Annotated in this window: 20 protein-coding genes; 10 read left to right on the plus strand and 10 right to left on the minus strand. The window is 65.1% G+C overall.

Features of this window, described 5'->3' with window-relative positions:
• The coding region (groL, locus tag Q7T45_RS07800) for a chaperonin GroEL (RefSeq protein WP_304869404.1) at window positions 1–1,282 on the minus strand (1,282 nt) is incomplete at its 3' end.
• A gap of 203 nt (window positions 1,283–1,485) precedes the next feature.
• On the minus strand, window positions 1,486–1,782 hold the full coding sequence (gene groES / locus Q7T45_RS07805; RefSeq protein ID WP_247517682.1) for a co-chaperone GroES: 297 nt from the start codon (window positions 1,780–1,782) through the stop codon (window positions 1,486–1,488).
• A 305-nt stretch (window positions 1,783–2,087) separates the two neighbouring features.
• Between groES and Q7T45_RS07810 the strand changes: the two genes are divergently transcribed.
• Window positions 2,088–2,606 (plus strand): hypothetical protein, encoded by a 519-nt coding sequence (locus Q7T45_RS07810; protein WP_304742073.1) that lies wholly within the window; start codon window positions 2,088–2,090, stop codon window positions 2,604–2,606.
• 72 nt (window positions 2,607–2,678) lie between these two features.
• Here the strand turns inward: Q7T45_RS07810 and Q7T45_RS07815 are convergent, their stop codons facing one another.
• Window positions 2,679–3,449 carry a protein phosphatase CheZ gene (locus Q7T45_RS07815; RefSeq protein ID WP_304869409.1) on the minus strand — a complete coding sequence of 257 codons (771 nt, stop codon included), beginning with the start codon at window positions 3,447–3,449 and terminating at the stop codon, window positions 2,679–2,681.
• A 293-nt stretch (window positions 3,450–3,742) separates the two neighbouring features.
• Between Q7T45_RS07815 and Q7T45_RS07820 the strand changes: the two genes are divergently transcribed.
• A complete protein-coding gene (locus Q7T45_RS07820) occupies window positions 3,743–4,537 on the plus strand; it encodes a L,D-transpeptidase (RefSeq protein WP_304869411.1) in 795 nt (264 codons plus the stop codon).
• A gap of 106 nt (window positions 4,538–4,643) precedes the next feature.
• On the opposite strand, the gene Q7T45_RS07825 is transcribed toward Q7T45_RS07820, so the two are convergent.
• The 6 genes from Q7T45_RS07825 to Q7T45_RS07850 form a co-directional block, all read right to left on the minus strand.
• Entirely contained in the window at window positions 4,644–5,450 is an 807-nt protein-coding gene (locus Q7T45_RS07825; protein ID WP_304869413.1) for a DUF2076 domain-containing protein, read from the minus strand.
• Window positions 5,451–5,573: 123 nt separating this feature from the next.
• Window positions 5,574–6,419 (minus strand): ChbG/HpnK family deacetylase, encoded by an 846-nt coding sequence (locus Q7T45_RS07830; protein WP_304869415.1) that lies wholly within the window; start codon window positions 6,417–6,419, stop codon window positions 5,574–5,576.
• A complete protein-coding gene (locus Q7T45_RS07835) occupies window positions 6,416–7,468 on the minus strand; it encodes a glycosyltransferase family 2 protein (RefSeq protein ID WP_304869417.1) in 1,053 nt (350 codons plus the stop codon). The genes Q7T45_RS07830 and Q7T45_RS07835 overlap by 4 nt, the downstream gene beginning before the upstream one ends.
• A 269-nt stretch (window positions 7,469–7,737) precedes the next feature.
• Window positions 7,738–8,715, minus strand: a complete 978-nt coding sequence (hisG, locus tag Q7T45_RS07840) for an ATP phosphoribosyltransferase (protein WP_304869419.1) — start codon at window positions 8,713–8,715, stop codon at window positions 7,738–7,740.
• Window positions 8,712–9,878, minus strand: coding sequence for an ATP phosphoribosyltransferase regulatory subunit (locus tag Q7T45_RS07845; RefSeq protein WP_304869421.1), 1,167 nt, complete (start codon window positions 9,876–9,878; stop codon window positions 8,712–8,714). The genes hisG and Q7T45_RS07845 overlap by 4 nt, the downstream gene beginning before the upstream one ends.
• Before the next feature lie 201 nt (window positions 9,879–10,079).
• On the minus strand, window positions 10,080–10,841 hold the full coding sequence (locus Q7T45_RS07850) for a 16S rRNA (uracil(1498)-N(3))-methyltransferase (protein ID WP_304869423.1): 762 nt from the start codon (window positions 10,839–10,841) through the stop codon (window positions 10,080–10,082).
• Between the two features lie 207 nt (window positions 10,842–11,048).
• Between Q7T45_RS07850 and Q7T45_RS07855 the strand changes: the two genes are divergently transcribed.
• Together Q7T45_RS07855 and ubiA are read left to right on the plus strand one after the other, a co-directional pair.
• Complete coding sequence (locus Q7T45_RS07855) at window positions 11,049–11,714, plus strand: hypothetical protein (RefSeq protein ID WP_304869443.1); 666 nt, start codon at window positions 11,049–11,051, stop codon at window positions 11,712–11,714.
• Window positions 11,715–11,724: 10 nt separating this feature from the next.
• Window positions 11,725–12,657, plus strand: a complete 933-nt coding sequence (gene ubiA / locus Q7T45_RS07860; RefSeq protein WP_304869425.1) for a 4-hydroxybenzoate octaprenyltransferase — start codon at window positions 11,725–11,727, stop codon at window positions 12,655–12,657.
• Between the two features lie 108 nt (window positions 12,658–12,765).
• Here the strand turns inward: ubiA and Q7T45_RS07865 are convergent, their stop codons facing one another.
• Window positions 12,766–13,290, minus strand: coding sequence for a DUF6101 family protein (locus tag Q7T45_RS07865; RefSeq protein WP_304869427.1), 525 nt, complete (start codon window positions 13,288–13,290; stop codon window positions 12,766–12,768).
• Between the two features lie 296 nt (window positions 13,291–13,586).
• Here Q7T45_RS07865 and Q7T45_RS07870 point away from each other — a divergent pair, with 296 nt between their 5' ends.
• The 6 genes from Q7T45_RS07870 (at window position 13,587) to lpxK (ending at window position 19,179) form a co-directional block, all read left to right on the plus strand.
• The gene (locus Q7T45_RS07870; RefSeq protein ID WP_304869429.1) at window positions 13,587–14,987 is read left to right on the plus strand and encodes a TldD/PmbA family protein; all 1,401 of its coding nucleotides are present in this window, start codon (window positions 13,587–13,589) and stop codon (window positions 14,985–14,987) included.
• A complete protein-coding gene (locus Q7T45_RS07875) occupies window positions 14,974–15,807 on the plus strand; it encodes a 3'(2'),5'-bisphosphate nucleotidase CysQ (RefSeq protein ID WP_304869432.1) in 834 nt (277 codons plus the stop codon). Before Q7T45_RS07870 ends, Q7T45_RS07875 begins: the two co-directional genes overlap by 14 nt.
• A gap of 80 nt (window positions 15,808–15,887) precedes the next feature.
• Window positions 15,888–16,136, plus strand: a complete 249-nt coding sequence (locus tag Q7T45_RS07880; protein ID WP_304869434.1) for a DUF4170 domain-containing protein — start codon at window positions 15,888–15,890, stop codon at window positions 16,134–16,136.
• A complete protein-coding gene (locus tag Q7T45_RS07885; protein WP_304869436.1) occupies window positions 16,133–16,846 on the plus strand; it encodes a lysophospholipid acyltransferase family protein in 714 nt (237 codons plus the stop codon). Before Q7T45_RS07880 ends, Q7T45_RS07885 begins: the two co-directional genes overlap by 4 nt.
• A complete protein-coding gene (locus Q7T45_RS07890) occupies window positions 16,809–18,143 on the plus strand; it encodes a 3-deoxy-D-manno-octulosonic acid transferase (protein ID WP_304869439.1) in 1,335 nt (444 codons plus the stop codon). The genes Q7T45_RS07885 and Q7T45_RS07890 overlap by 38 nt, the downstream gene beginning before the upstream one ends.
• The gene (lpxK, locus tag Q7T45_RS07895) at window positions 18,136–19,179 is read left to right on the plus strand and encodes a tetraacyldisaccharide 4'-kinase (protein ID WP_304869441.1); all 1,044 of its coding nucleotides are present in this window, start codon (window positions 18,136–18,138) and stop codon (window positions 19,177–19,179) included. Before Q7T45_RS07890 ends, lpxK begins: the two co-directional genes overlap by 8 nt.
• Window positions 19,180–19,334: the final 155 nt, after the last annotated feature.

Genomic DNA, 19,334 nt, shown 5'->3' on the forward strand with positions numbered 1-19,334 from the left:
GGCCGACGGCCTTCTTGGCGCGCAGCAGCGCCACGCCGCCGCCCGGCACGATGCCTTCCTGCACCGCCGCACGGGTCGCGTTGAGGGCGTCCTCGACGCGGTCCTTCTTCTCCTTGACCTCGATCTCGGTGGCGCCACCGACGCGGATCACCGCGACGCCGCCGGCGAGTTTTGCCAGACGCTCCTGCAGCTTTTCGCGGTCGTAGTCCGAGGTGGTCTCCTCGATCTGCGCCTTGATCTGGCCGACGCGGGCCTCGATGTCCTTCTTCTTGCCGGCGCCCTTGACGATCGTGGTGTTTTCCTTGTCGATCACTACTTTGCCCGCGCGTCCGAGCATGTTGACCGTGACGCTTTCCAGCTTCATGCCGAGCTCATCGGAGATCAGCTGACCGCCGGTCAGGATCGCGATGTCTTCCAGCATCGCCTTGCGGCGATCGCCGAAGCCCGGCGCCTTGACGGCGGCGACCTTGAGGCCGCCGCGCAGGCGGTTGACCACCAGGGTCGCCAGCGCCTCGCCTTCGACGTCTTCGGCGATGATCAGCAGCGGGCGGCCCGACTGCACCACGGCTTCCAGCACCGGCAGCATCGACTGCAGGCCGGACAGCTTTTTCTCGTGCAGCAGCACGTAGACGTCCTCGAGCTCGGCGGTCATTTTCTCGGCGTTGGTGACGAAATATGGGCTGAGATAGCCGCGGTCGAATTTCATGCCCTCGACAATGTCGACTTCGGTGTCCAGCGACTTGTTCTCTTCGACGGTGATGACGCCTTCGTTGCCAACCTTCTGCATCGCCTGCGCGATCATCTTGCCGATCGCGGCGTCGCCGTTGGACGAGATGGTGCCGACCTGGGCCACTTCGGACGACGAGGCGACCGGCTTGGCGCGCTTCTCGAGGTCCTTGACCACGGCATGCACGGCAATCTCGATGCCGCGCTTCAGGTCCATCGGATTCATGCCGGCGGCGACCGATTTGGCGCCCTCCCGCACGATCGCCTGCGCCAGCACGGTCGCCGTGGTGGTGCCGTCGCCGGCGGTGTCGTTGGTCTTGGAGGCGACTTCGCGCAGCATCTGCGCGCCCATGTTCTCGAACTTGTCCTCGAGCTCGATTTCCTTGGCGACGGTGACGCCGTCCTTGGTGATGCGCGGTGCGCCAAAACTCTTCTCGATGACGACGTTGCGGCCCTTCGGGCCGAGCGTCACCTTGACCGCATTGGCGAGGATATCGACGCCGCGCAGCATGCGATCGCGCGCGTCTCCGGAAAATTTAACGTCTTTGGCAGCCATTGAATTCTACTCCTGGAATGAATTGGAAAAGGTCGATCGCCGGACCTTCTTCCCCTCTCCCCTTGTGGGAGAGGGTGGCACGGACGCGCGAAGCGCGTTCGTGACGGGTGAGGGGTCTGTCTCAGCATAGTGGTCGCCGATGGAACCCCTCATCCGGCGCTTCGCGCCACCTTCTCCCACAAGGGGAGAAGGGAAAAATGCCCTCAGCTCAGCACGCCCATGATGTCGCTCTCCTTCATGATCAGGAGCTCCTCGCCGTCGAGCTTGACCTCGGTGCCGGACCATTTGCCGAACAGCACGCGGTCGCCGACCTTGAGGTCGATCGGGATCAGCTTGCCGGCCTCGTCGCGGCCACCGGGGCCGACGGCGGTGATTTCGCCCTGCGAGGGCTTTTCTTTGGCGCTGTCGGGAATGATGATGCCGCCCTTGGTCTTTTCTTCGGCGTCGATACGCTTGACCACGACACGGTCATGCAGTGGACGAAATTTGGATTTAGCCATGACGGTTCCTTTTGGAGGCTCGGTTTTCAGGTCTGGTTCGCCATCGAAAGTGGCTCTGAAGGCAGGGGCACGGCAGCTCGTACCCTTAGCAATCGGGGTCTTTGAGTGCTAATTGTGGGTCCGGGAATATGGCTTGACGCCGATCCTGTCAAGCAAGGGGGTTAAGCCCTTGGTGAGGCTGATATAGGATGATCCGGAAACCATATCGGGCCTGTGGCGTAGTTAATGGGACGTCATTGCTCCGACAGGAGTTTTGAGATTGGCTGCGGGACGGGTGCGGCCACGAATTTGTTCGGGGGAATACCATGGTCAGGTCATATAGCGTGCGGACGGTCGCCAATCTGGGGATCGCCTCGGCGCTGACGATATTTCTGGGGGCGTGCGGCGGCGGCATGAGCCTGCCGTCATTCTCATCGGGGCCTTCGGCACCGCCGGAGCCCGCGGTGGCGCCGGATATGCCCGCCAGCATTCGCTCCGACGAGATCGTCGGCCGCTGGGGCCTCGCGTCGTACCAGAACCCCAACGACCGCGCGCGCACCGAAGCCGCCGCCCGCGCGCAATGCAAGCAGCCCTACGTGATCACCGCCGGCACTACGGGCGGCGTCGTCATGCATCTGGCCGACCAGGCGACCCCGCAGGAACTGCGCCTCAAGGGCAGCCCGAGCGGCAAGAATTATATCGGTCCGGCCGGACCGACGCCCGGTGAGCAGGATCGCGAGATTGTTTCCTTCGACGGCCGCGTGCTGGTCACCCGTTTCGTCGACAAGGATGCCGCGGTCCGCTACGGCAACATGGTCTACATCCGCTGCGCACCGCGCGCCTGATCCCGGATGCCCCGAAACGAAAAACGCCGGCCCCCGGGGCCGGCGTTTTTGTTGACGGGATGAGGAACCGGTTCAGTCGAACAGGGCGTCGATGTCGTTCTGCGACGCATGGCCGGCGTCGCCGTCCAGCTTCGGCCCGTTCAGCAGCTTGGCGTCGCCTTCGCGCTCGTCGATGATCGGGGGCGCGTGGGCCCGGATGGCGTCGACGCCGCCCCAGATGTCCATCATGACGGTGATGTGGTTCTCGATGAACTTCATCGTGCTCATCACCTTGCTGATGCGCTGACCGGTCAGATCCTGGAAATTGCAGGCCTCGAAGATGGAAACGACGCGCTCGCTGATTTCCTCGCTCAGGATCTTCTGCTGGTCCGGCGAATTCACCTTGCCCAATGCGCTGGCGGCCTGATCGATCGCCTCGGCGGCTTCCAGGATCTGCTGGGTCGCTTCCTCGGTGCCGCCGACCACGGCGCCGAGTTCGCCGGTCACCTTGGACATTTCGTTGCCGTCGAAGCTCTTGCCGTGCAGGACCGCGATCTCGCGCTTGGTGCGGTTGATCGCATCGTAAATCAGATCGAGCTCGACCTTGAGCTTTTCACATTGCTCGATCTGGGCGCGATAGGTTTCCAGCAGCGCCTGCGACTCGGCGATCTGCTGGGCGGCCGGATCAACAACCGCGCTCGCCACTGCACTGTGGCCAGGGGCGGCCATCTGGGCGCGGATGGAACGAAGTTCGTTCATGATCTCGCGATGCATCGGGCCGGCCTCGCCGTCCGCGACCGCGGGCATCGGCATGTCGCCGACAAAAGCTTGTTCGATACGAAAACGTCTGCGATTGACCGGCATTGGATTTTCCCTGACTGCACTCATAACGTTTTAGGCAGATGCGATTTAACGTCAGGTTCACGCCGGAACTTAGCTGTGAGGCGTTTTGCTCGCGCTGCACACCAACGATTAACCATGCGACGCCTGCGTTCATTGAAAATAAACGCTACCCCTCAAAACCACGTGGAATTGGCGACGTGGTGAATCGAAACGGCGATTTCGTTTACCAAACCGAGGCGGTTTTGATTTTAATTGGTGAGGTGCAAAGGCGCTGATCCAGGCGCTCTTACGACGAAACAGTACAGAGTACGTCGATGTTGAAAAATATGTCTCTCGCGCTGCTTGCCGGCGCGTCCTTTCTGGCTGGCATCCATCCGGCCGCGGCGATTGAAGCTGGCCAGCCCACCGGGCTCACCGCGATCTATGCCGAGCAGCCCGAGCAGCGGCCGGCGCCGGTGCGAATGGCTTCCGCCGAGCGCTCCAACATGGGCGGCGGCTTCATCGAGTTCCTGTTCAGCGAGGGACCTTCGCAGGGCGGCCGCTATCAGCCGCAGCCCGGCTATCAGCAATCCTACGAACCCCGGCGCACGCTGTTGCCGCCGCTGGGCGCCGAGCAGGCGATGCGCCGGCAGGAAGATGTCAGCGAACTCGCGCGTCCCGCGTTCGATCCGAAATACGAAAAACAGCTGGTCGACTATCACGGCAAGGAAAGCGCCGGCACGATCATCGTCGACACGCCCAACAAGTTCCTGTTTCTGGTTCAGGGCGACGGCAAGGCATTGCGCTACGGCATCGGCGTCGGCCGCCCCGGATTCACCTGGTCGGGCGTCAAGCAGGTTTCCGCGAAGAAGGAATGGCCGGCGTGGACGCCGCCGCCGGAAATGCTGGCGCGCCGTCCGGATCTGCCACGGCACATGGAAGGCGGGCCGCAAAATCCGCTCGGCGCCCGCGCGATGTATCTGGGATCGTCGCTCTACCGCATCCACGGTTCGAACGAACCCTGGACCATCGGCACCAACGTCTCGTCCGGCTGCTTCCGGATGCGCAACGAGGACGTCATCGACCTCTATGGCCGCGTCAATGTCGGCGCCAGGGTCGTCGTGATCTGATTTTTTTCTCTGCTCCCCCCGCGAAGCGGCGGGGAGGGGAGTTGCACGAAACGAAAACGGCCGCCCGGTTGGGCGGCCGCCTTGCTTTGATGCTGGCAGAAAGTGATCAGACGTCGTCGCTGTCGCCGCCGAAGTCGTCGGAATCCATATCCATATCGTCGTGATCGTCGTCGTCGTTTGACGCGGTATCGAACAATCCGGCGCGCGACGAGCCGTCGTCATTGCTGGCATGGCGTCCGGACGAGCCGATATCGTTGATGCCGGCTTCCTTCGCCAGATCGCCGCCGGACTGATCGGCCCACGGCCTGCGGTCTTCGATGCTACCGCGATGGCCGGCGCCGTCGCCGGCGCTCGCGCTGTCACCAAAACTCTGCTGGTGGCCGCCGCCGCCCATCATCGAGCGGATGCTGCCGAGCAGCAGCGAGCCGCCGACCACGCCGGCCGCCGCGGCGGCCGCGGTGCCGAGAAATGAACCGCCACCTCCGCCCATCGGCGCCTGTTGCGCGCCATAGCCCTGCTGGCCGTACGGCGCCTGATTATACTGTTCGGGACCTTGCGCCTGCTGCATGACCTGGCCGCTGTTCCATGTCGGGCGGCGGGGAAGCTCGGGCGGCCGCACGTTCGGCACCGAGCCACGCTGCGGCGTTTGCCCGAAAATCGTTTCGCGCATCGAATCGAGGAAGCCGGCCTGGGGTTGTTCGTCCTTGCCTTCCAGTTCCTGGATGCGGCTGTGGGCGCGCTTCAGCGCTTCGTCCTGCAACAGGACGGTCTGCACCAGCGCGTAGAGGGCATTGGGCGCCGTGCGCAGGCCCTGTGCGATTGCACCCGCGGCGTCCGGATCGCGCGGCGCGCCCTCCACCTTCGAGAGGCGGTCGAAAAGATCGTCAACCAGTTGGCGTTCTTGCGGTGTCATGTCGTCTCTCCCTGGCGCCGGGGGCGCGGGGGAGATGTAGGGGTGGTTTGTGTCGCAAGTAATCCCCCGGCGCATTAAATTTCTGTATGCGACAAAGCGTCCGGCTGAATTCCCTGAAGGAGTTCAACCCAACGTAACTTTATTCGCCGCCAAAAGGTGCGGGAAATCCTCGCCGCCGAGAAAGGCGTGTTCGTGTTCGCGCTGAACGGTCAGCGGATCGAGGCTGACGAGGACGTCATCGACAAAGCCGGGGTGACACATGATGAGGCCATCCTCCGGCAGCGCATCGAGGAATTGCCGCATCAGCGCGCCGAAATCCGGCTGCGTCGAAAAATCATAGGCGCCGGCGAATCCGGGATTGAAGGCGATGCCGGCGCGCGCGGCGCGGCGGCGAAACTGCGCGCTCAGGATGTCGAGAACCAGCGGCTTCGGCGCGCCGAGCCGCCGGGCCAAAGGCAAATTGCGTCCGCCCTGGCGAACCCAGGCGCCGGGCGCCGATTGGTTCACCGCGGCCAGAAAGGCGTCGCGCACCCCCGGAAACAGCTGGGCGTGCTGATGGCCGTCGACGAAATCGGGGGCGCGGCCGAACAACTCGCCGAAGGCCGCGAGCTGCACCATCACTTCGGCATGGACCATCTCGGGATCGAGCCGCCGCAGCAGGCCGGCGCGCAGCAGTTTCGGGAACGGCAGGAACATGCCGCCGCGGACGGGGCGAAAGTGCATCGTCAGCGGCGCGAACGGCGCCGTCAGCGTGACGTGCAGGCCGATGGCGCAACGCGGGCTGCCGGCGGCGGCGGCCTCGAGCGCGCGGACGTCGTCGCGGCCGATCGCGGACCCGACCATCATCACCGAGGTGGCGTTGAGGCGGCCGCGCTCGATCAGGTCGCGGATCGCGCGGTTGACACCAGGGCTGATGCCGTAATCGTCGGCGCACAGCCAGATCCGGCGCGGCGGCGCGGCATCTTTCATTCCGCGGCGGTCCGTTGGCCGATGCTGGCGCCGGTGCCGGCCTCTTGTTCGCCCCGTTTCACGCTGTGCTCCGCCACGAAATAGATCGGGCGCGCCTTCAGCTCGGAAAGAATCTTGCCGATATACTCGCCGACAATGCCGATCATGATGAGCTGCACGCCGCCGATGGTCATCAGGCCGACCACCAGCGAGGGATAACCGGGGACGGATTTCCCGCTCATCCAGGTTTCCCACAGGATGGAAAGACCGAACAGGAAGGCGACGGTGGCGAGCACGACGCCGAGCAGGCTGGCCAGACGCAGCGGCGCCACCGAGAAGGATGTCAGGCCTTCGATCGAAAGCCCGATCAACTGGCCGGGGCTGAACGAGGTCACGCCATGGGCGCGGGCCGCCGGTTCATAATCGACGCGGATCTGGCGAAAGCCGATCCAGCTCGCCAGCCCCTTGAAAAAGCGATTGCGCTCGGGAAGCTGCCGCAACGCGACCGCGGCCCGCGGCGACAGCAGGCGGAAATCGCCGGCATCGGCCGGGATTTTCTGCCGCGCGCCCCAGTTGATCAGCGCGTAGAAGCCATGCACGGCGATGCGCCGCATCCGCGATTCATTGTCGCGGTGCGCCTTGGCGGTATAGACCACATCGAAGCCGCCCTCGATCCAGTGGTTGACGAGCTGCTCCACCAGAGCGGGCGGATGCTGGCCGTCGCCGTCCATGAAAAGCACCGCGCCGAGCCGGGCATAGTCGAGCCCCGCCATCAGGGCTGCTTCCTTGCCGAAATTGCGCGACAGCGAAACCACCTGAACGTCGAGCCCCTCGGCGCCAAGCCCGCGCGCAATGTCGAGCGTTTTGTCGGCGCTGCCGTCATCGACATAGACGACCTCGCAGCCGAGTCCGTAGCGCTGCCGCAGCGTCTTCGCCAGCGCGCCGAGACGCTGGTGCAGAAAGGGCAGTCCGGCTGCCTCATTGTAGAGCGGGACGACAATCGACAGCCCCTGCGCCGCGGCGTTAGCCGCGGTGGTCGACAGATCAGAAACGTCCGTACCCAGCATCATCGATCAGGTCCAAAACCTACTATGGAACAGCATATGGTACTCGTTACCAGCTGTCGCTACGATGAACAGAAGGCTCCGAGACCATTTCGATTCACGAGAGCCAGTGATCTCTTCTCCCCTCCCTCCGCGAAGCGGCGGGGAGGGGTCGGGGGTGGGGGCGCTTCCGCAGACTCGCTGGCAGAAGTATGCGCCGATAGACCCCCCACCCCCGACCCCTCCCCGCCACGCGCAAGGGCGCGTGGAGGGAGGGGAGAAAATAGCAACGCCACCTAGCTTCCCAAAAACGCCTCGAGCCTGGCGAACAGCGGATTGTCGCGGTCGAGCACATAGTCGAGCGACGCCACCGATACCGTCTCGGCGCCACGCTCGCGAAGAAAGCTGCCGAGCGCGTAAAGCTGAGCCGGCGGACAGTGCAGCGTGACCATCCCCGAAGACGTCGGGCCGCCGAACGGAGAGACCACGCCGAAGCGGTTGTGGGCTTCAGCCAGCAGCGCGGCGTCGCAGCCGGCAAAGCGGGTGCGGACTTCGCGGTATTTGCTGGCCCGCGCCCGGGCTGCGATGTGATCCAGGATGACGCGCGCGGTTTCGCGGGCATCGTCCGACCAATCGGCGTCCTTTGACGCCACGAGGTTGGCCTGGCTGCGCAGGATCACGCCGTCGTCGAGCACCTTGAGGCCGTTGGCGACCAGCGTGGCGCCGGTGGTGGTGATGTCGACGATCATTTCGGCGGTGCCGACGGCGGGCGCGCCTTCGGTCGCACCGGCGCTCTCGACGATGCGGTAATCCACCACGCCATGCGCGGCAAAGAAGGTCCGGGTCAAATTGATGTATTTGGTCGCCACCCGCATCCGCCGATTGTGCTGGGCGCGAAAACCTGTGGTGACGTCGTCGAGGTCGGCCATGGTGCGGACGTCGATCCAGGCCTGCGGCACCGCCACCACGACATTGGCGCTGCCGAAGCCGAGATTGTCGATCAGCATGACGCGCTTGTCGGCGTCGGCAATGCTCTCGCGCACCAGGTCTTCGCCGGTGACGCCGAGATGGACCATGCCGCGCGCCAGCTGCGAGGCGATTTCGCTGGCCGAGAGATAGGCGATCTCGACATTGTCTAACCCGGCGATGGTGCCGCGATAGTCGCGGGCGCCGCGCGGCTTGGCCAGCGATAATCCGGCACGGGTGAAGAAGGCCTCGGCCTGTTCCTGCAGGCGGCCCTTCGAGGGAACGGCGAGAACGAATGGCGCGGTCATGATGCGCTCCCGCTCGCGGCGGGTTGGCGGCCCGCCTGCGTCAAGGATTCGACCCAGATCGAAAATCCGACCGCCGGGATCGGTGTCGCCGAGCCGAGCTGGGTCATCAGTCCGTCGTAGCGTCCACCCGCCACCAGCGGCTCGGTGCCGTTGTCCTTGCCGTGCAGTTCGAACTCGAAGCCGGTGTAGTAGTCGAGGCCGCGTCCGAACGAGGTGGAAAACCGGGTTTTGCCTATATCGATGCCGCGCTTGGCCATCAAGCCGACCCGGCTTTCGAACTGGTCGATTGCGGCGGTGAGATCGAGTTTCGCGTCGGCGGCGAGCGCGCGCAATTGCGCGACCGCCTCATTCGGATCGCCCGCGATGGCGAGAAAGCGCTTGATGGTGGAAAGCGCATCGCGCGGCAGCGCGCCGCCCTTCAGGGTCGATTGCTCGAGAAAGCGGTCGGCGATCTCGGCGACGGTGCGGCCGCCGACATTGGTGGTGCCGGCGATCGACATCAGGTCGGTCACCAGCGCCAGCGCCGCCTTGCGGTCGGAGCCGGCCAACGCCGCCAGCACGCCTTCATATTCGTTGCGGCCGGGCGCGGTCTTGAGCGTCAGCCGCTCGATATCTTCGGTCAGGCTGACCTTGCGGTTGAAATCCTTGATCAGCCGCCGCCGCCAGACCGGATAGAGATCGAGAGCCTCGATCAGCGCGTTGAACAGCGCCACGTCGCCGGTGCGGATCTCGACATCGGTCAGCCCGAACGCGGCGGTTGCCTCCAGCGCCAGCGCCAGCATTTCGGCATCCGCCGCGGCGCGGTCGGCCCGTCCGAAGGATTCGATGCCGGCCTGCAGGAATTCGCTCGGCCGGCCGCCGCGATAGCGGAACACCGGCCCGAGATAGCAGAAGCCCATGGGCTGGCCGGCGCCGGGGGAGGCGAGATAGTCCCGCGCCACCGGAATGGTGAGGTCGGGGCGAAGGCACAGTTCCTCGCCGCCGGGGTCGGTGGTGAGGTAGAGGCTCTTGCGGATGTCCTCGCCCGACAGATCCAGAAACGGCTCGGCCGGCTGCAGGATATCCGGTTCGGCCTTGATGTAGCCGGCCTGCGCGAACGACAATAGCAGGGCGTCCGCCCATGCGGCGGATCCGGTCGCACGAGGGGCGGCGGTCATGGTCATCGCGAAGTCCAAACTTTGGCTGGAAACCGGGTTCCAGAGGTCAGGGCGCAGCCCTTAGCATGGCCCGGCGGGGGTTTCGACCCGGAATAGCCAGATGGCTTAATGAGCGGCCAAAAAAGTGCTGTAGCCAGAAGGGCATCCTTACTGTGCATGGGGTTGTTTTCGAGGTCTTTGTAGAGACCCCGTCGTAGGCGCGGCTTTCTAGCCAGCCGGGCCGGGTCCGGTCCAGTCGCCCAGCGCGGCCTGCACCAGCGCCAGTGCCGCGACGCCAGCGGTATCGGCCCGCAGGATCCGCGGCCCCAGCGAAAGCCGCAGGATTCGCGGCTGCCGGAGCAGATTGGCGCGCTCCTCCTCGGCAAATCCGCCTTCGGGGCCGATCAGGATATCGATGCCGTGGGCCCCCGCCGGCTCGCTTTGCAGCGCCTGCAGGGGATTTTGGGCATCCGCGGCCTCGTCGCAGAACACCAGCAGGCGCTGGGCGTCGCGCTGGCTCAAAAACCGATCGAGCGGCACCGGCTCGGCGACTTCGGCCAGGCTCAGGATGCCACATTGTTCGGCGGCCTCGATGACATTGGCGCGCATCCGCTCGCTGTTGACCCGCGAGACCTGGGTGAAGCGCGTCAATACCGGCCGCAGCGCCGAGGCCCCCATCTCGATCGCCTTCTGCACCATATAGTCGAGCCGGGCATGCTTTAAGGGCGCAAAGACGTAGGCGATATCGGGCAGCCGATCCTGCTCCCGGGTCTGGGTCGCGATCACAAGACTGTCGGGCCGTTTGCGGCCGGCGATGACAGCCCGCCATTCGCCGTCCCGCCCGTTGAACGCCAAAATGGTGTCACCCGCGGCCAGCCGCTGCACATTGCCGAGGTAATTGCTCTGGTTGCGCTCGAGCGCGACCGTTTCGCCGGATGCCAGCGCGGCATCGACAAACAGCCGGGGGCTACGAAAATCGGGTGGAGGCATGGTCAAGGTTCCAATTCGTGCGGCCTTTTAACGCAAAGAGAGCGATTTAACGCAATTATCGTGTCCAAAGCCGCTCTACGCCGCGCTGTTGCCAAATTCGGCAGGTTGTTAAGAGCCGGCAGGAATCGTAATAAGCCCTTATTCGAGTTCGCTCTTCTATTGGGAAGGCGTTGGGGACCGTTCGACCGTGCCGGAGGAACAGCTTTGATCATCCGCCGCTTGATTGTGCCGCTCACCGTGGCTCTCGTGACCTGCCATGCCGGCCAGGGTTTTGCGCAAGGCGCGTTTCCGGCGCCGCTGCCCGGCCAGGCCGCGCCCAGCAACGCCTCGCCGTTTCCGCCGGTCAATGGCGCAGCTCCCGCCGCTTCGGTCGGGGGACCCAGTCCGTTTCCGGCCACCGGTGCGGCGCCGATCACCGGCTCCGCGTTCGAGCGCGGACCGGCGCCTCCCTCACAGGCAGGCGGTCCGCCTGATGACTGCATGAAGAAGTTCCTGCCGTTGCGCGAAGAGGCCGAGAAGCGCGGCAAGTTGATCAAGGCCGCGGGTGAACGCAAGGCAACCCCGGACGAAGCCTGCAAGCTGATCGGCAATTTCGGCCAGGCCGAAATCAAGATGATCAAATTCGTCGAAACCAACGCCGCCCGATGCGGGATTCCGCCGTCGGTCGCCGAGCAGATGAAAACCGGTCACAAGAATACCGAGGGCATGCAGAAGAAAGTCTGTGCGGCGGCGCAGCAGGTGCAGCAGCGAGGTCCGGCCGGCCCGAGCCTGAGCGAAGTGCTGGGCTCCTCGGCAGCCGCGCCGGAAGCCAACGTCGTGCGAAAAGGCGGCAGCACCTTCGACACCCTGAACGGCAACGTCCTCACGCGATGACCACCTTCCGATGAGCGACGTCACGGCCCGCGTTGCCGATGCGACCGGCAACTGGGTCGATACGCACGCGCCGTCGTGGTCGCGGCCCTATTTGCGTCTCTCCCGTTTCGACCGGCCGATCGGCTCCTGGCTGTTGCTGATGCCGTGCTGGTGGTCGGCCGCGCTCGCCGCCGGCATGGCGCGCGACGTCAGCCAATTGCTGCTCGTGATCGTGCTGTTCTTCATCGGCGCCTTCGTCATGCGCGGCGCCGGCTGCACCTGGAACGACATTACCGACCGCGATCTCGACGCCCAGGTCGAACGGACGCGGTCGCGGCCGATCCCGGCGGGACAGGTGAGCGTGCCGCAGGCGGCAGTCTTTCTGGTCGCCCAGGCGCTGATCGGATTGGTGGTGCTGCTGCAGTTCAACCGCTTCGCGATCATGACCGGCATCGCCTCGCTTGTTATCGTCGTGGTCTATCCGTTCATGAAGCGGATCACCTGGTGGCCGCAGGTCGTGCTCGGCCTCGCCTTTTCCTGGGGCGCGCTGATGGGATTTGCGGTGACGCTCGGCCGCATCGATGCCACCGCGCTGCTGCTTTACGCCGGTTCGATCGCCTGGGTGATCGGCTACGATACCATCTATGCCCATCAGGACGCCGAGGATGACGCGCTGATCGGCGTGAAATCCACCGCGCGCCTGTTCGGCGCGCGCACCCATTTGGCGCTGGTGATATTTTACGGCCTGGCGGTGGTTTTGATCGGCGCCGCACTGGCGCTCGCCGGCGCGCGTTGGCCGGCCTGGATCGGGCTGGCCGCATTCGCAGCCCATCTGGTCTGGCAGATTCGGCGGCTTGAAATTTCCGATCCCGCGCTGTGCCTGCGGATATTCAAATCCAACCGCGATGCGGGGCTGTTGCTGTTCGCGGGCTTGCTGATCGACGCAGTGATGCGGGCTGCGTAGGGTGGGCAAAGGCGCTCTTGCGCCGTGCCCACCATCTATCAATCAGACTGTAGTGCGTGTTGCGAAGATGGTGGGCACGCTTCGCTTTGCCCACCCTACGATTCCAACTCAATCCCGCGCGATGATCTCGCGCTCGCCGTGATGGATGTTGGCCGGATTGATCAGATCTCCGGCGCGACGCCGCACCAGGAATTTCGGACGCCTTGCCCGGATCGTGTTGTGACGCCGGCGCCGCGGCGCAGGCTCGCGCGTCTTGTCTTCCCGCAATTGCGGAAGCGCGAAGATGTCGCTCCACATCTGGCAGGCCACCGCGATTTCCTCGCGGTCGGAGCTGACGCACAACGGAATCGTCAATGACGGATCGCGATGCACCAGCACCAGCACCTGCGCGTCGTCGATGCCGCGGAGCGCAACGCCGAGAAAATCGCTGACACGGACGTTGATCGCCATCTGCATGCCGCTGATGGCACGGCGCAGCACGACGCGTTCGCGGTGGAGTTCGATGTTCCGCACGCCGCCGTCTGCGCGGGTATCATGCGCATCGAAGCGGACGGGCAGGGAAAGAGGGTCGTGCCGCATTGCGCGGCTCGACCCGGCGGTATTACTCCCGCTTGTTGCTGTTTGACGCCTCACGGCTTTATCTCCCCGCCGGGATTATGTTCCCGGTCGATGTGTGAGACCGTAGCCGAGCCCCTTGCGGAATCGCTTAAAAAGGCTGGTTAATCCCGCGTCACCCGCCGGCATGATTGACAAGACCTTGGCCGACATGATTGACGAGACCTTGCGCGAGGCCTGAAAATCATTCGCTTTCCTGCGCAACAAACGCTTGAAATCGCTGTGAATCAGGCACATCTGAAGGGTCTGCTGATTTGCTTTAAGGGCTCGCCCGACGCCCTTTGAATGCCCCTCAATCCCAAGGGATTTTATTCGTGATCTCTTCACCATCCGCCGCATCGGCGCTTTCCTCGAAAGCAGCCTCTTCCGACCTGTTCGATCAATCGGCGCTGAGCACGCTGGCGCAGCGCCTCGTCGAGGCCGCCAGACGCGCCGGCGCCGATGCCGCCGACGCGGTGGCGGTGCGCGGCATCTCGCAAGGCGTCGAGGTGCGCGACGGGCGCGTCGAGGAATCCGAACGCTCCGAAGGTGACGATGTCGGACTGCGCGTGCTGGTCGGACAGCGCCAAGCCGTGGTCTCCACCAATGACATCAGCGGCGATGGTGTCGCGAAACTCGCCGAACGCGCCGTCGCGATGGCGCGGGTGGCGCCCGACGACAAATATGTCGGGCTCGCCGATCCGTCCCTGCTGGCGCGCGATTTCCCCAATCTCGATCTGCTCGACTCCAGGGTTCCCTCGACCTCCGAGCTCGAACGCCGCGCCTGCGAAGCCGAGGCCGCGGCACTCGCGGTCAAGGGCGTCACCAAATCCGGCGGCGCGTCGGCCTCCACCGGCATCGGCGGCATGGTGCTGGTGACCTCGACCGGTTTTCACGGCTCGTACTTGCGCTCCAGCCAGGGCATCTCGATGACCGCCATCGTTGGTGACGGCACCGGCATGGAACGAGACTACGACTACACCTCGGCGCCGCACGCTTCCGATCTCGCCTCGCCCGAAAGCGTCGGCCGCAAGGCCGGCGAGCGCACCGTGGCGCGCGCTAATCCGCGCAAGGTCGAGACCTGCAAGGTGCCCGTGGTGTTCGACCCCCGGGTTTCCGGCTCGCTGGTCGGCCATCTCGTCGGCGCGGTAAACGGCGCTTCGATCGCCCGCAAGACTTCGTTCCTGAAGGATCGCCTCGGCCAGCAATTGTTCGGCAAGACCATCCGCATCATCGACGATCCCTTGCGGGTGCGCGGCTTGCGCTCGCAGTCGTTCGACGCCGAGGGCGTCAAGGTGAAGAAGCTCGCCATCATCGATGAGGGCGTGCTGACCTCCTGGCTGCTGGATTGCGCGACCGCGCGCGAGCTCGGGCTGGTCACCACAGGCCACGCCCATCGCGGCGTGTCGTCGTCGCCGTCGCCGGGATCCTACAATCTGCATCTGGAGGCCGGCGAAGCCACGCCGGCCGAACTCATCTCCGACATCAAGCAGGGATTTTACGTCACCGACCTGATCGGCTCCGGCGTCAATGGCGTCACCGGCGACTACAGCCGCGGCGCCTCCGGCTTCTGGATCGAGAATGGCGAGATCACCTATGCGGTGAGCGAGGTCACGATCGCCGGACATCTGCTGGAAATATTCAAGTCGATGATTCCGGCCAACGATCTGGAATTCCGTTACGGCGTCAATGCGCCGACGGTTCGCATCGAGGGATTGACGCTTGGTGGACGTTAGCGCCGGGCGCGTGCACGACAGGATTGTGACGCGCGAGGTGCTGGCGCGCGACGCCGCGCTGCTGACATCTGCCGTGCGCGAGGCCGGCGCCTTGGCGCTGTCACTGTTCCGCACCGAGCTGAAAAACTGGACCAAGGGCGCGTCGTCGCCGGTCTCCGAGGCGGATATCAGGACCAACGACCTGCTCGAAAGCCGGCTGCGCTCGGCGACGCCGGATTATGGCTGGCTGTCTGAGGAAAGCGTCGATGATGACAAGCGGCTCGGCAAGCACCTGACCTGGATCGTCGACCCGATCGACGGCACCCGCGGTTATCTCGCCGGCCGCGAGGACTGGTGCGTGAGCGTGGCGCTGGTGGAAGATGCGACGCCGGTGCTGGCGGCGGTGTTCGTGCCGGTCAGCGATGAATTCTTCTTCGCGGTGCGCGGGCAAGGCGCGACGCTGAACGGCGTGTCGGTTGCCGCGGCAACCGGCGCCGAGCTGGATTTTCCCCGCGTCGCCGGTCCGAAGCCGCTGGTCGAACGGCTCAACGCCTCGTCCGGCGACACCGTGCTTCACCCCCGAATCGGGTCGCTGGCGCTTCGGCTGTGCCGGGTCGCGCACGGCGGCCTGGATGCGGCTTTTGCCGGCGGTCAAAGCCGCGACTGGGACCTTGCGGCGGCCAATTTGATCGTGCAGGAAGCGAATGGTAACATGACCGCACTCTCGGGGGATACGATCCTCTATAATCGCCGGGAGGTGACGCACGGGGTGCTGGTGGCAGCGGGACGCGATCGTCATGCGCGCATCGTCGAGCATTTTCGCAACCACCCGTTGCCCTGAGCGTCCTCGATACGCGTCACGTCCCGATACGTGTTAAGGCTGCTGCTGCTTTGCCGGGCACCGCATTAGGAAAAAGAAACATGCCAGATAGTGCCCAGCAGCAATTGCTGCACCTCGTCATCGGGGGCGAACTGACCGACCTCGAACACACCACGTTCAAGGATCTCGATGCCGTCGAGATCGTCGGCGTATTCCCCAATTACGCGTCAGCGCATGCCGCCTGGAAAGCCAAGGCGCAGCAGACCGTGGACAACGCCCACATGCGCTACTTCGTCGTGCACCTCCACCGTCTGCTCGATCCAGGTCAAGACACGAAGCCTGCCCGTTGAAAAAGCTTCTTCGCAATGTGCTGCGCAGCAGCTGGGTCCAGCGCGCGGTGGGTGTCCTCGCGGCCGAATATCTGCGGCTGGTCTGGCTGACCAACCGCTTCAGTTTCGATCCGCCCAACATCTATGAAATGGCGGAACCGCATCAGCCGCTGATCTTCGCGTTCTGGCACGGCCAGCATTTTCTGACGCCCTTCATCAAGACCAAGGCAACCCATCGTGCCAAGGTGCTGATCTCCAGGCATCGCGACGGCGAGTTCAACGCCATCGCCGCCGAACGGCTCGGCATCGAGACCATCCGCGGCTCCGGCGACCACGGGGGCGCCTTCAACCGCAAGGGGGGCGTCGGCGCCTTCCGGCAGATGGTGCAGGCGCTCGATGAGGGTTATAATGTCGCCTCGACCGCCGACGTGCCGAAGCGCTCGCGGGTGGCCGGGCTCGGAATCATCATGCTGGCGCGGGAATCCGGCCGGCCGATCGTGCCCTTCGCGATGGTGACCAGCCGTTTCATACGGTTGAACAATTGGGACCGCACCACCATCAATTTGCCATTCGGCCGCGGCGCAGTGACGGGTGTGGACGCGGTGATCGTACCGCCGGATGCCGATGCCGAAACCATGGAAAAGTGCCGCCTCCAGCTCGAGACTTACCTGAACGAGGCGGCCCGCCGCGCCTATGCGATGGTCGGCCGCCCGGAGGCAGCCATTGACTAACGCCCTGCCGATGACGCTGCGGGTCTACCGGAAGCTGTCCTCCGCGATGCTTCCGCTGGCGCCGGCGCTGATCAAGCGGCGGCTGAAGCAGGGCAAGGAGGATCCGGCCAGGGTCGGCGAGCGCCGCGGCATGAGCGCGGATGTCCGGCCTCACGGGCCGCTGGTGTGGATTCACGGCGCCAGCGTCGGTGAGGTGCTGGCGGCGGCGGCCCTGATCGAAAGATTGCGCGCGCTCAATCTGCGGATCCTGCTGACGTCCGGCACCGTGACCTCGGCTAATATCGTCGCCAAGCGGTTCCCCGCCGACATCATCCATCAATATGTGCCTTACGATTCGCCGCGCTATGTCGGCCGCTTTCTCGATCACTGGCGGCCTTCGCTGGCGCTGTTCATCGAATCCGACCTGTGGCCCAATCTGATCCTGTCGAGCGCGGCGCGGCGGCTGCCGATGGTGCTGATCAACGGCCGGATGTCGCAGCGTTCGTTTCCGCGCTGGAGCCGGATGAGCGCCACGATCTCGGCCTTGCTCGGCAAGTTCGAGGTCTGCCTCGCGCAGTCGAATGTCGACGCGGAGCGCTTCACGGCGCTCGGCAGCCGCAACGTCGTCACCACAGGAAACCTCAAACTGGACGTGCCGGCGCCGCCCGCCGATCCCGCCAAACTGGAGCGGCTGATGGCGGTGACGCGCGGCCGCCCGATCATCGTCGCGGCGTCGACCCATCCCGGCGAGGAGGAGATCCTGATCGAGGCGCATCGGACGCTGGCAGGATTCTTTCCGTCGCTGCTGACCGTGATCGTGCCGCGGCATGTCGACCGCGGCGAGGCGATCGCCCGCACGATTGCTGCCTCCGGCCTGCACGCCGGCTTGCGTTCGCGCGAGGAATTGCCGACGGCGACCACCGATATCTATGTCGCGGATACCATGGGCGAGCTTGGATTGTTCTATCGGCTGGCGCCGATCGTGTTCATGGGTGGCTCGCTGGTTCCGCATGGCGGGCAGAATCCGATCGAGGCGATCAAGCTCGGCGCGTCGATCGTGCATGGCCCGCACGTGTTCAATTTCACCGATGTCTACGAGGCGCTCGACCGCGCCGGCGGCGCCAGGCAGGTCGACACGCCGGAAGCGCTGGTCAAGCAACTCGGCCAGCTGCTGGCCGATCCGGCGGCGCGCGACGTGTCGCTGGCGGCCTCGACCCGCGTGGTCGAACAGCTCGGCGGCGCGCTGGAGCGCACGCTCACCGCGCTCGAACCCTATCTCCTGCAGTTGCGGATCGAGATGGGAGCGGCGAATGCGTGAGCCGGCCTTCTGGTACCGGCCCGCCTCCTTCTATTCGCGTTTGCTGTTGCCGCTTGGCGCGCTCTATGGCGCGGTGGCGGGCCGGCGCATGCAGCGTCCGGGGCTCGATGCCGGCATCCCCGTGCTGTGCGTCGGCAATTATCACACCGGCGGCGCCGGCAAGACCCCGACCGTACTCGCCCTCACACGATTGCTGCGCGATCTCGGCGAGACGCCGGTCGTGCTCAGCCGCGGCTATGGCGGCCGGTTGCGTGGCCCGGTCATGGTCGACCCGATCAGGCACGCCGCCGCCGATGTCGGCGACGAACCCCTGATGCTGGCGCGGACGGTGCCGGTGGCGGTCGCGCGCGACCGCCCCAGCGGCGTCGCCTTGGCACGCTCGCAAGGCGCCAGCGTGATCCTGATGGATGACGGTTTCCAGAATCCCGCTGTCGCCAAGGATGCCTCGCTGATCGTGATCGATGCCAACCGCGGCCTCGGCAATGCCTGCCTGTTTCCCGCAGGGCCCTTGCGCGCGCCGCTGGACCTGCAACTCGCCCGCACCGATGCGTTGATCGTGATCGGCGATGGCACGGCGGCCAAATCGGTCGCCGCGGGAATCGCCGCGCGGGGAAAGCCGGTGCTGTCAGCCCATCTGAAGCCGACCGACGCCTCGGTGGCCGCGCTCGCGGCCAGGCGCGTGCTGGCCTTCGCCGGCATCGGCGATCCCGGCCGCTTCTTCCGGACGCTGCGCGCCGCTGGTATCGACGTGGTCCGGGAGCGCGCCTTCGCCGATCATCATCCTTATTCGCAAGGCGAGATCGAGGCCTTGATCGCGGAAGCCACGCGCGACGGGCTGACGCTGGTGACGACGGAAAAGGACCTGGCGCGGCTGCGGACGCCCGGGAGGATGCCGTCCTGGGCGAACGCTATCGTACCGTTCGCCGTGACGCTGGAGTTTGACGATGCCGCGGCGTTGCGGAAGTTCGTGAGCGATCGACTTTTCAAGGCGCGGGAGAAAAAGTATCGGGTTGCTTCACCCTCCCCTGGAGGGTAGGGCTATCGCATATGGGCGAGGGCGGAGAGAAGGAAGTCGTTATTCCATCTGGCTTGGAGCATTTTGTGGCCGATGCGCGCGGGACCTGGTGTTGCCTGCAGGGCATTGAGGGCCAACTTGCGGATTGCGGCGAGATTTTCCGCGGCGTGATCCTT

Source organism: Bradyrhizobium sp., from assembly GCF_030646015.1.
Lineage (GTDB): Bacteria > Pseudomonadota > Alphaproteobacteria > Rhizobiales > Xanthobacteraceae > Bradyrhizobium.

Bases quoted from the DNA above. Each gene is read 5' to 3' on its own strand.
- groES (WP_247517682.1), bottom strand. From the start codon at position 1,782: ATGGCTAAATCCAAATTTCGTCCACTGCATGACCGTGTCGTGGTCAAG.
- Q7T45_RS07810 (WP_304742073.1), top strand. From the start codon at position 2,088: ATGGTCAGGTCATATAGCGTGCGGACGGTCGCCAATCTGGGGATCGCC.
- Q7T45_RS07815 (WP_304869409.1), bottom strand. From the start codon at position 3,449: ATGCCGGTCAATCGCAGACGTTTTCGTATCGAACAAGCTTTTGTCGGC.
- Q7T45_RS07820 (WP_304869411.1), top strand. From the start codon at position 3,743: ATGTTGAAAAATATGTCTCTCGCGCTGCTTGCCGGCGCGTCCTTTCTG.
- Q7T45_RS07825 (WP_304869413.1), bottom strand. From the start codon at position 5,450: ATGACACCGCAAGAACGCCAACTGGTTGACGATCTTTTCGACCGCCTC.
- Q7T45_RS07830 (WP_304869415.1), bottom strand. From the start codon at position 6,419: ATGAAAGATGCCGCGCCGCCGCGCCGGATCTGGCTGTGCGCCGACGAT.
- Q7T45_RS07835 (WP_304869417.1), bottom strand. From the start codon at position 7,468: ATGATGCTGGGTACGGACGTTTCTGATCTGTCGACCACCGCGGCTAAC.
- hisG (WP_304869419.1), bottom strand. From the start codon at position 8,715: ATGACCGCGCCATTCGTTCTCGCCGTTCCCTCGAAGGGCCGCCTGCAG.
- Q7T45_RS07845 (WP_304869421.1), bottom strand. From the start codon at position 9,878: ATGACCATGACCGCCGCCCCTCGTGCGACCGGATCCGCCGCATGGGCG.
- Q7T45_RS07850 (WP_304869423.1), bottom strand. From the start codon at position 10,841: ATGCCTCCACCCGATTTTCGTAGCCCCCGGCTGTTTGTCGATGCCGCG.
- ubiA (WP_304869425.1), top strand. From the start codon at position 11,725: ATGAGCGACGTCACGGCCCGCGTTGCCGATGCGACCGGCAACTGGGTC.
- Q7T45_RS07880 (WP_304869434.1), top strand. From the start codon at position 15,888: ATGCCAGATAGTGCCCAGCAGCAATTGCTGCACCTCGTCATCGGGGGC.
- Q7T45_RS07890 (WP_304869439.1), top strand. From the start codon at position 16,809: ATGCGATGGTCGGCCGCCCGGAGGCAGCCATTGACTAACGCCCTGCCG.
- lpxK (WP_304869441.1), top strand. From the start codon at position 18,136: ATGCGTGAGCCGGCCTTCTGGTACCGGCCCGCCTCCTTCTATTCGCGT.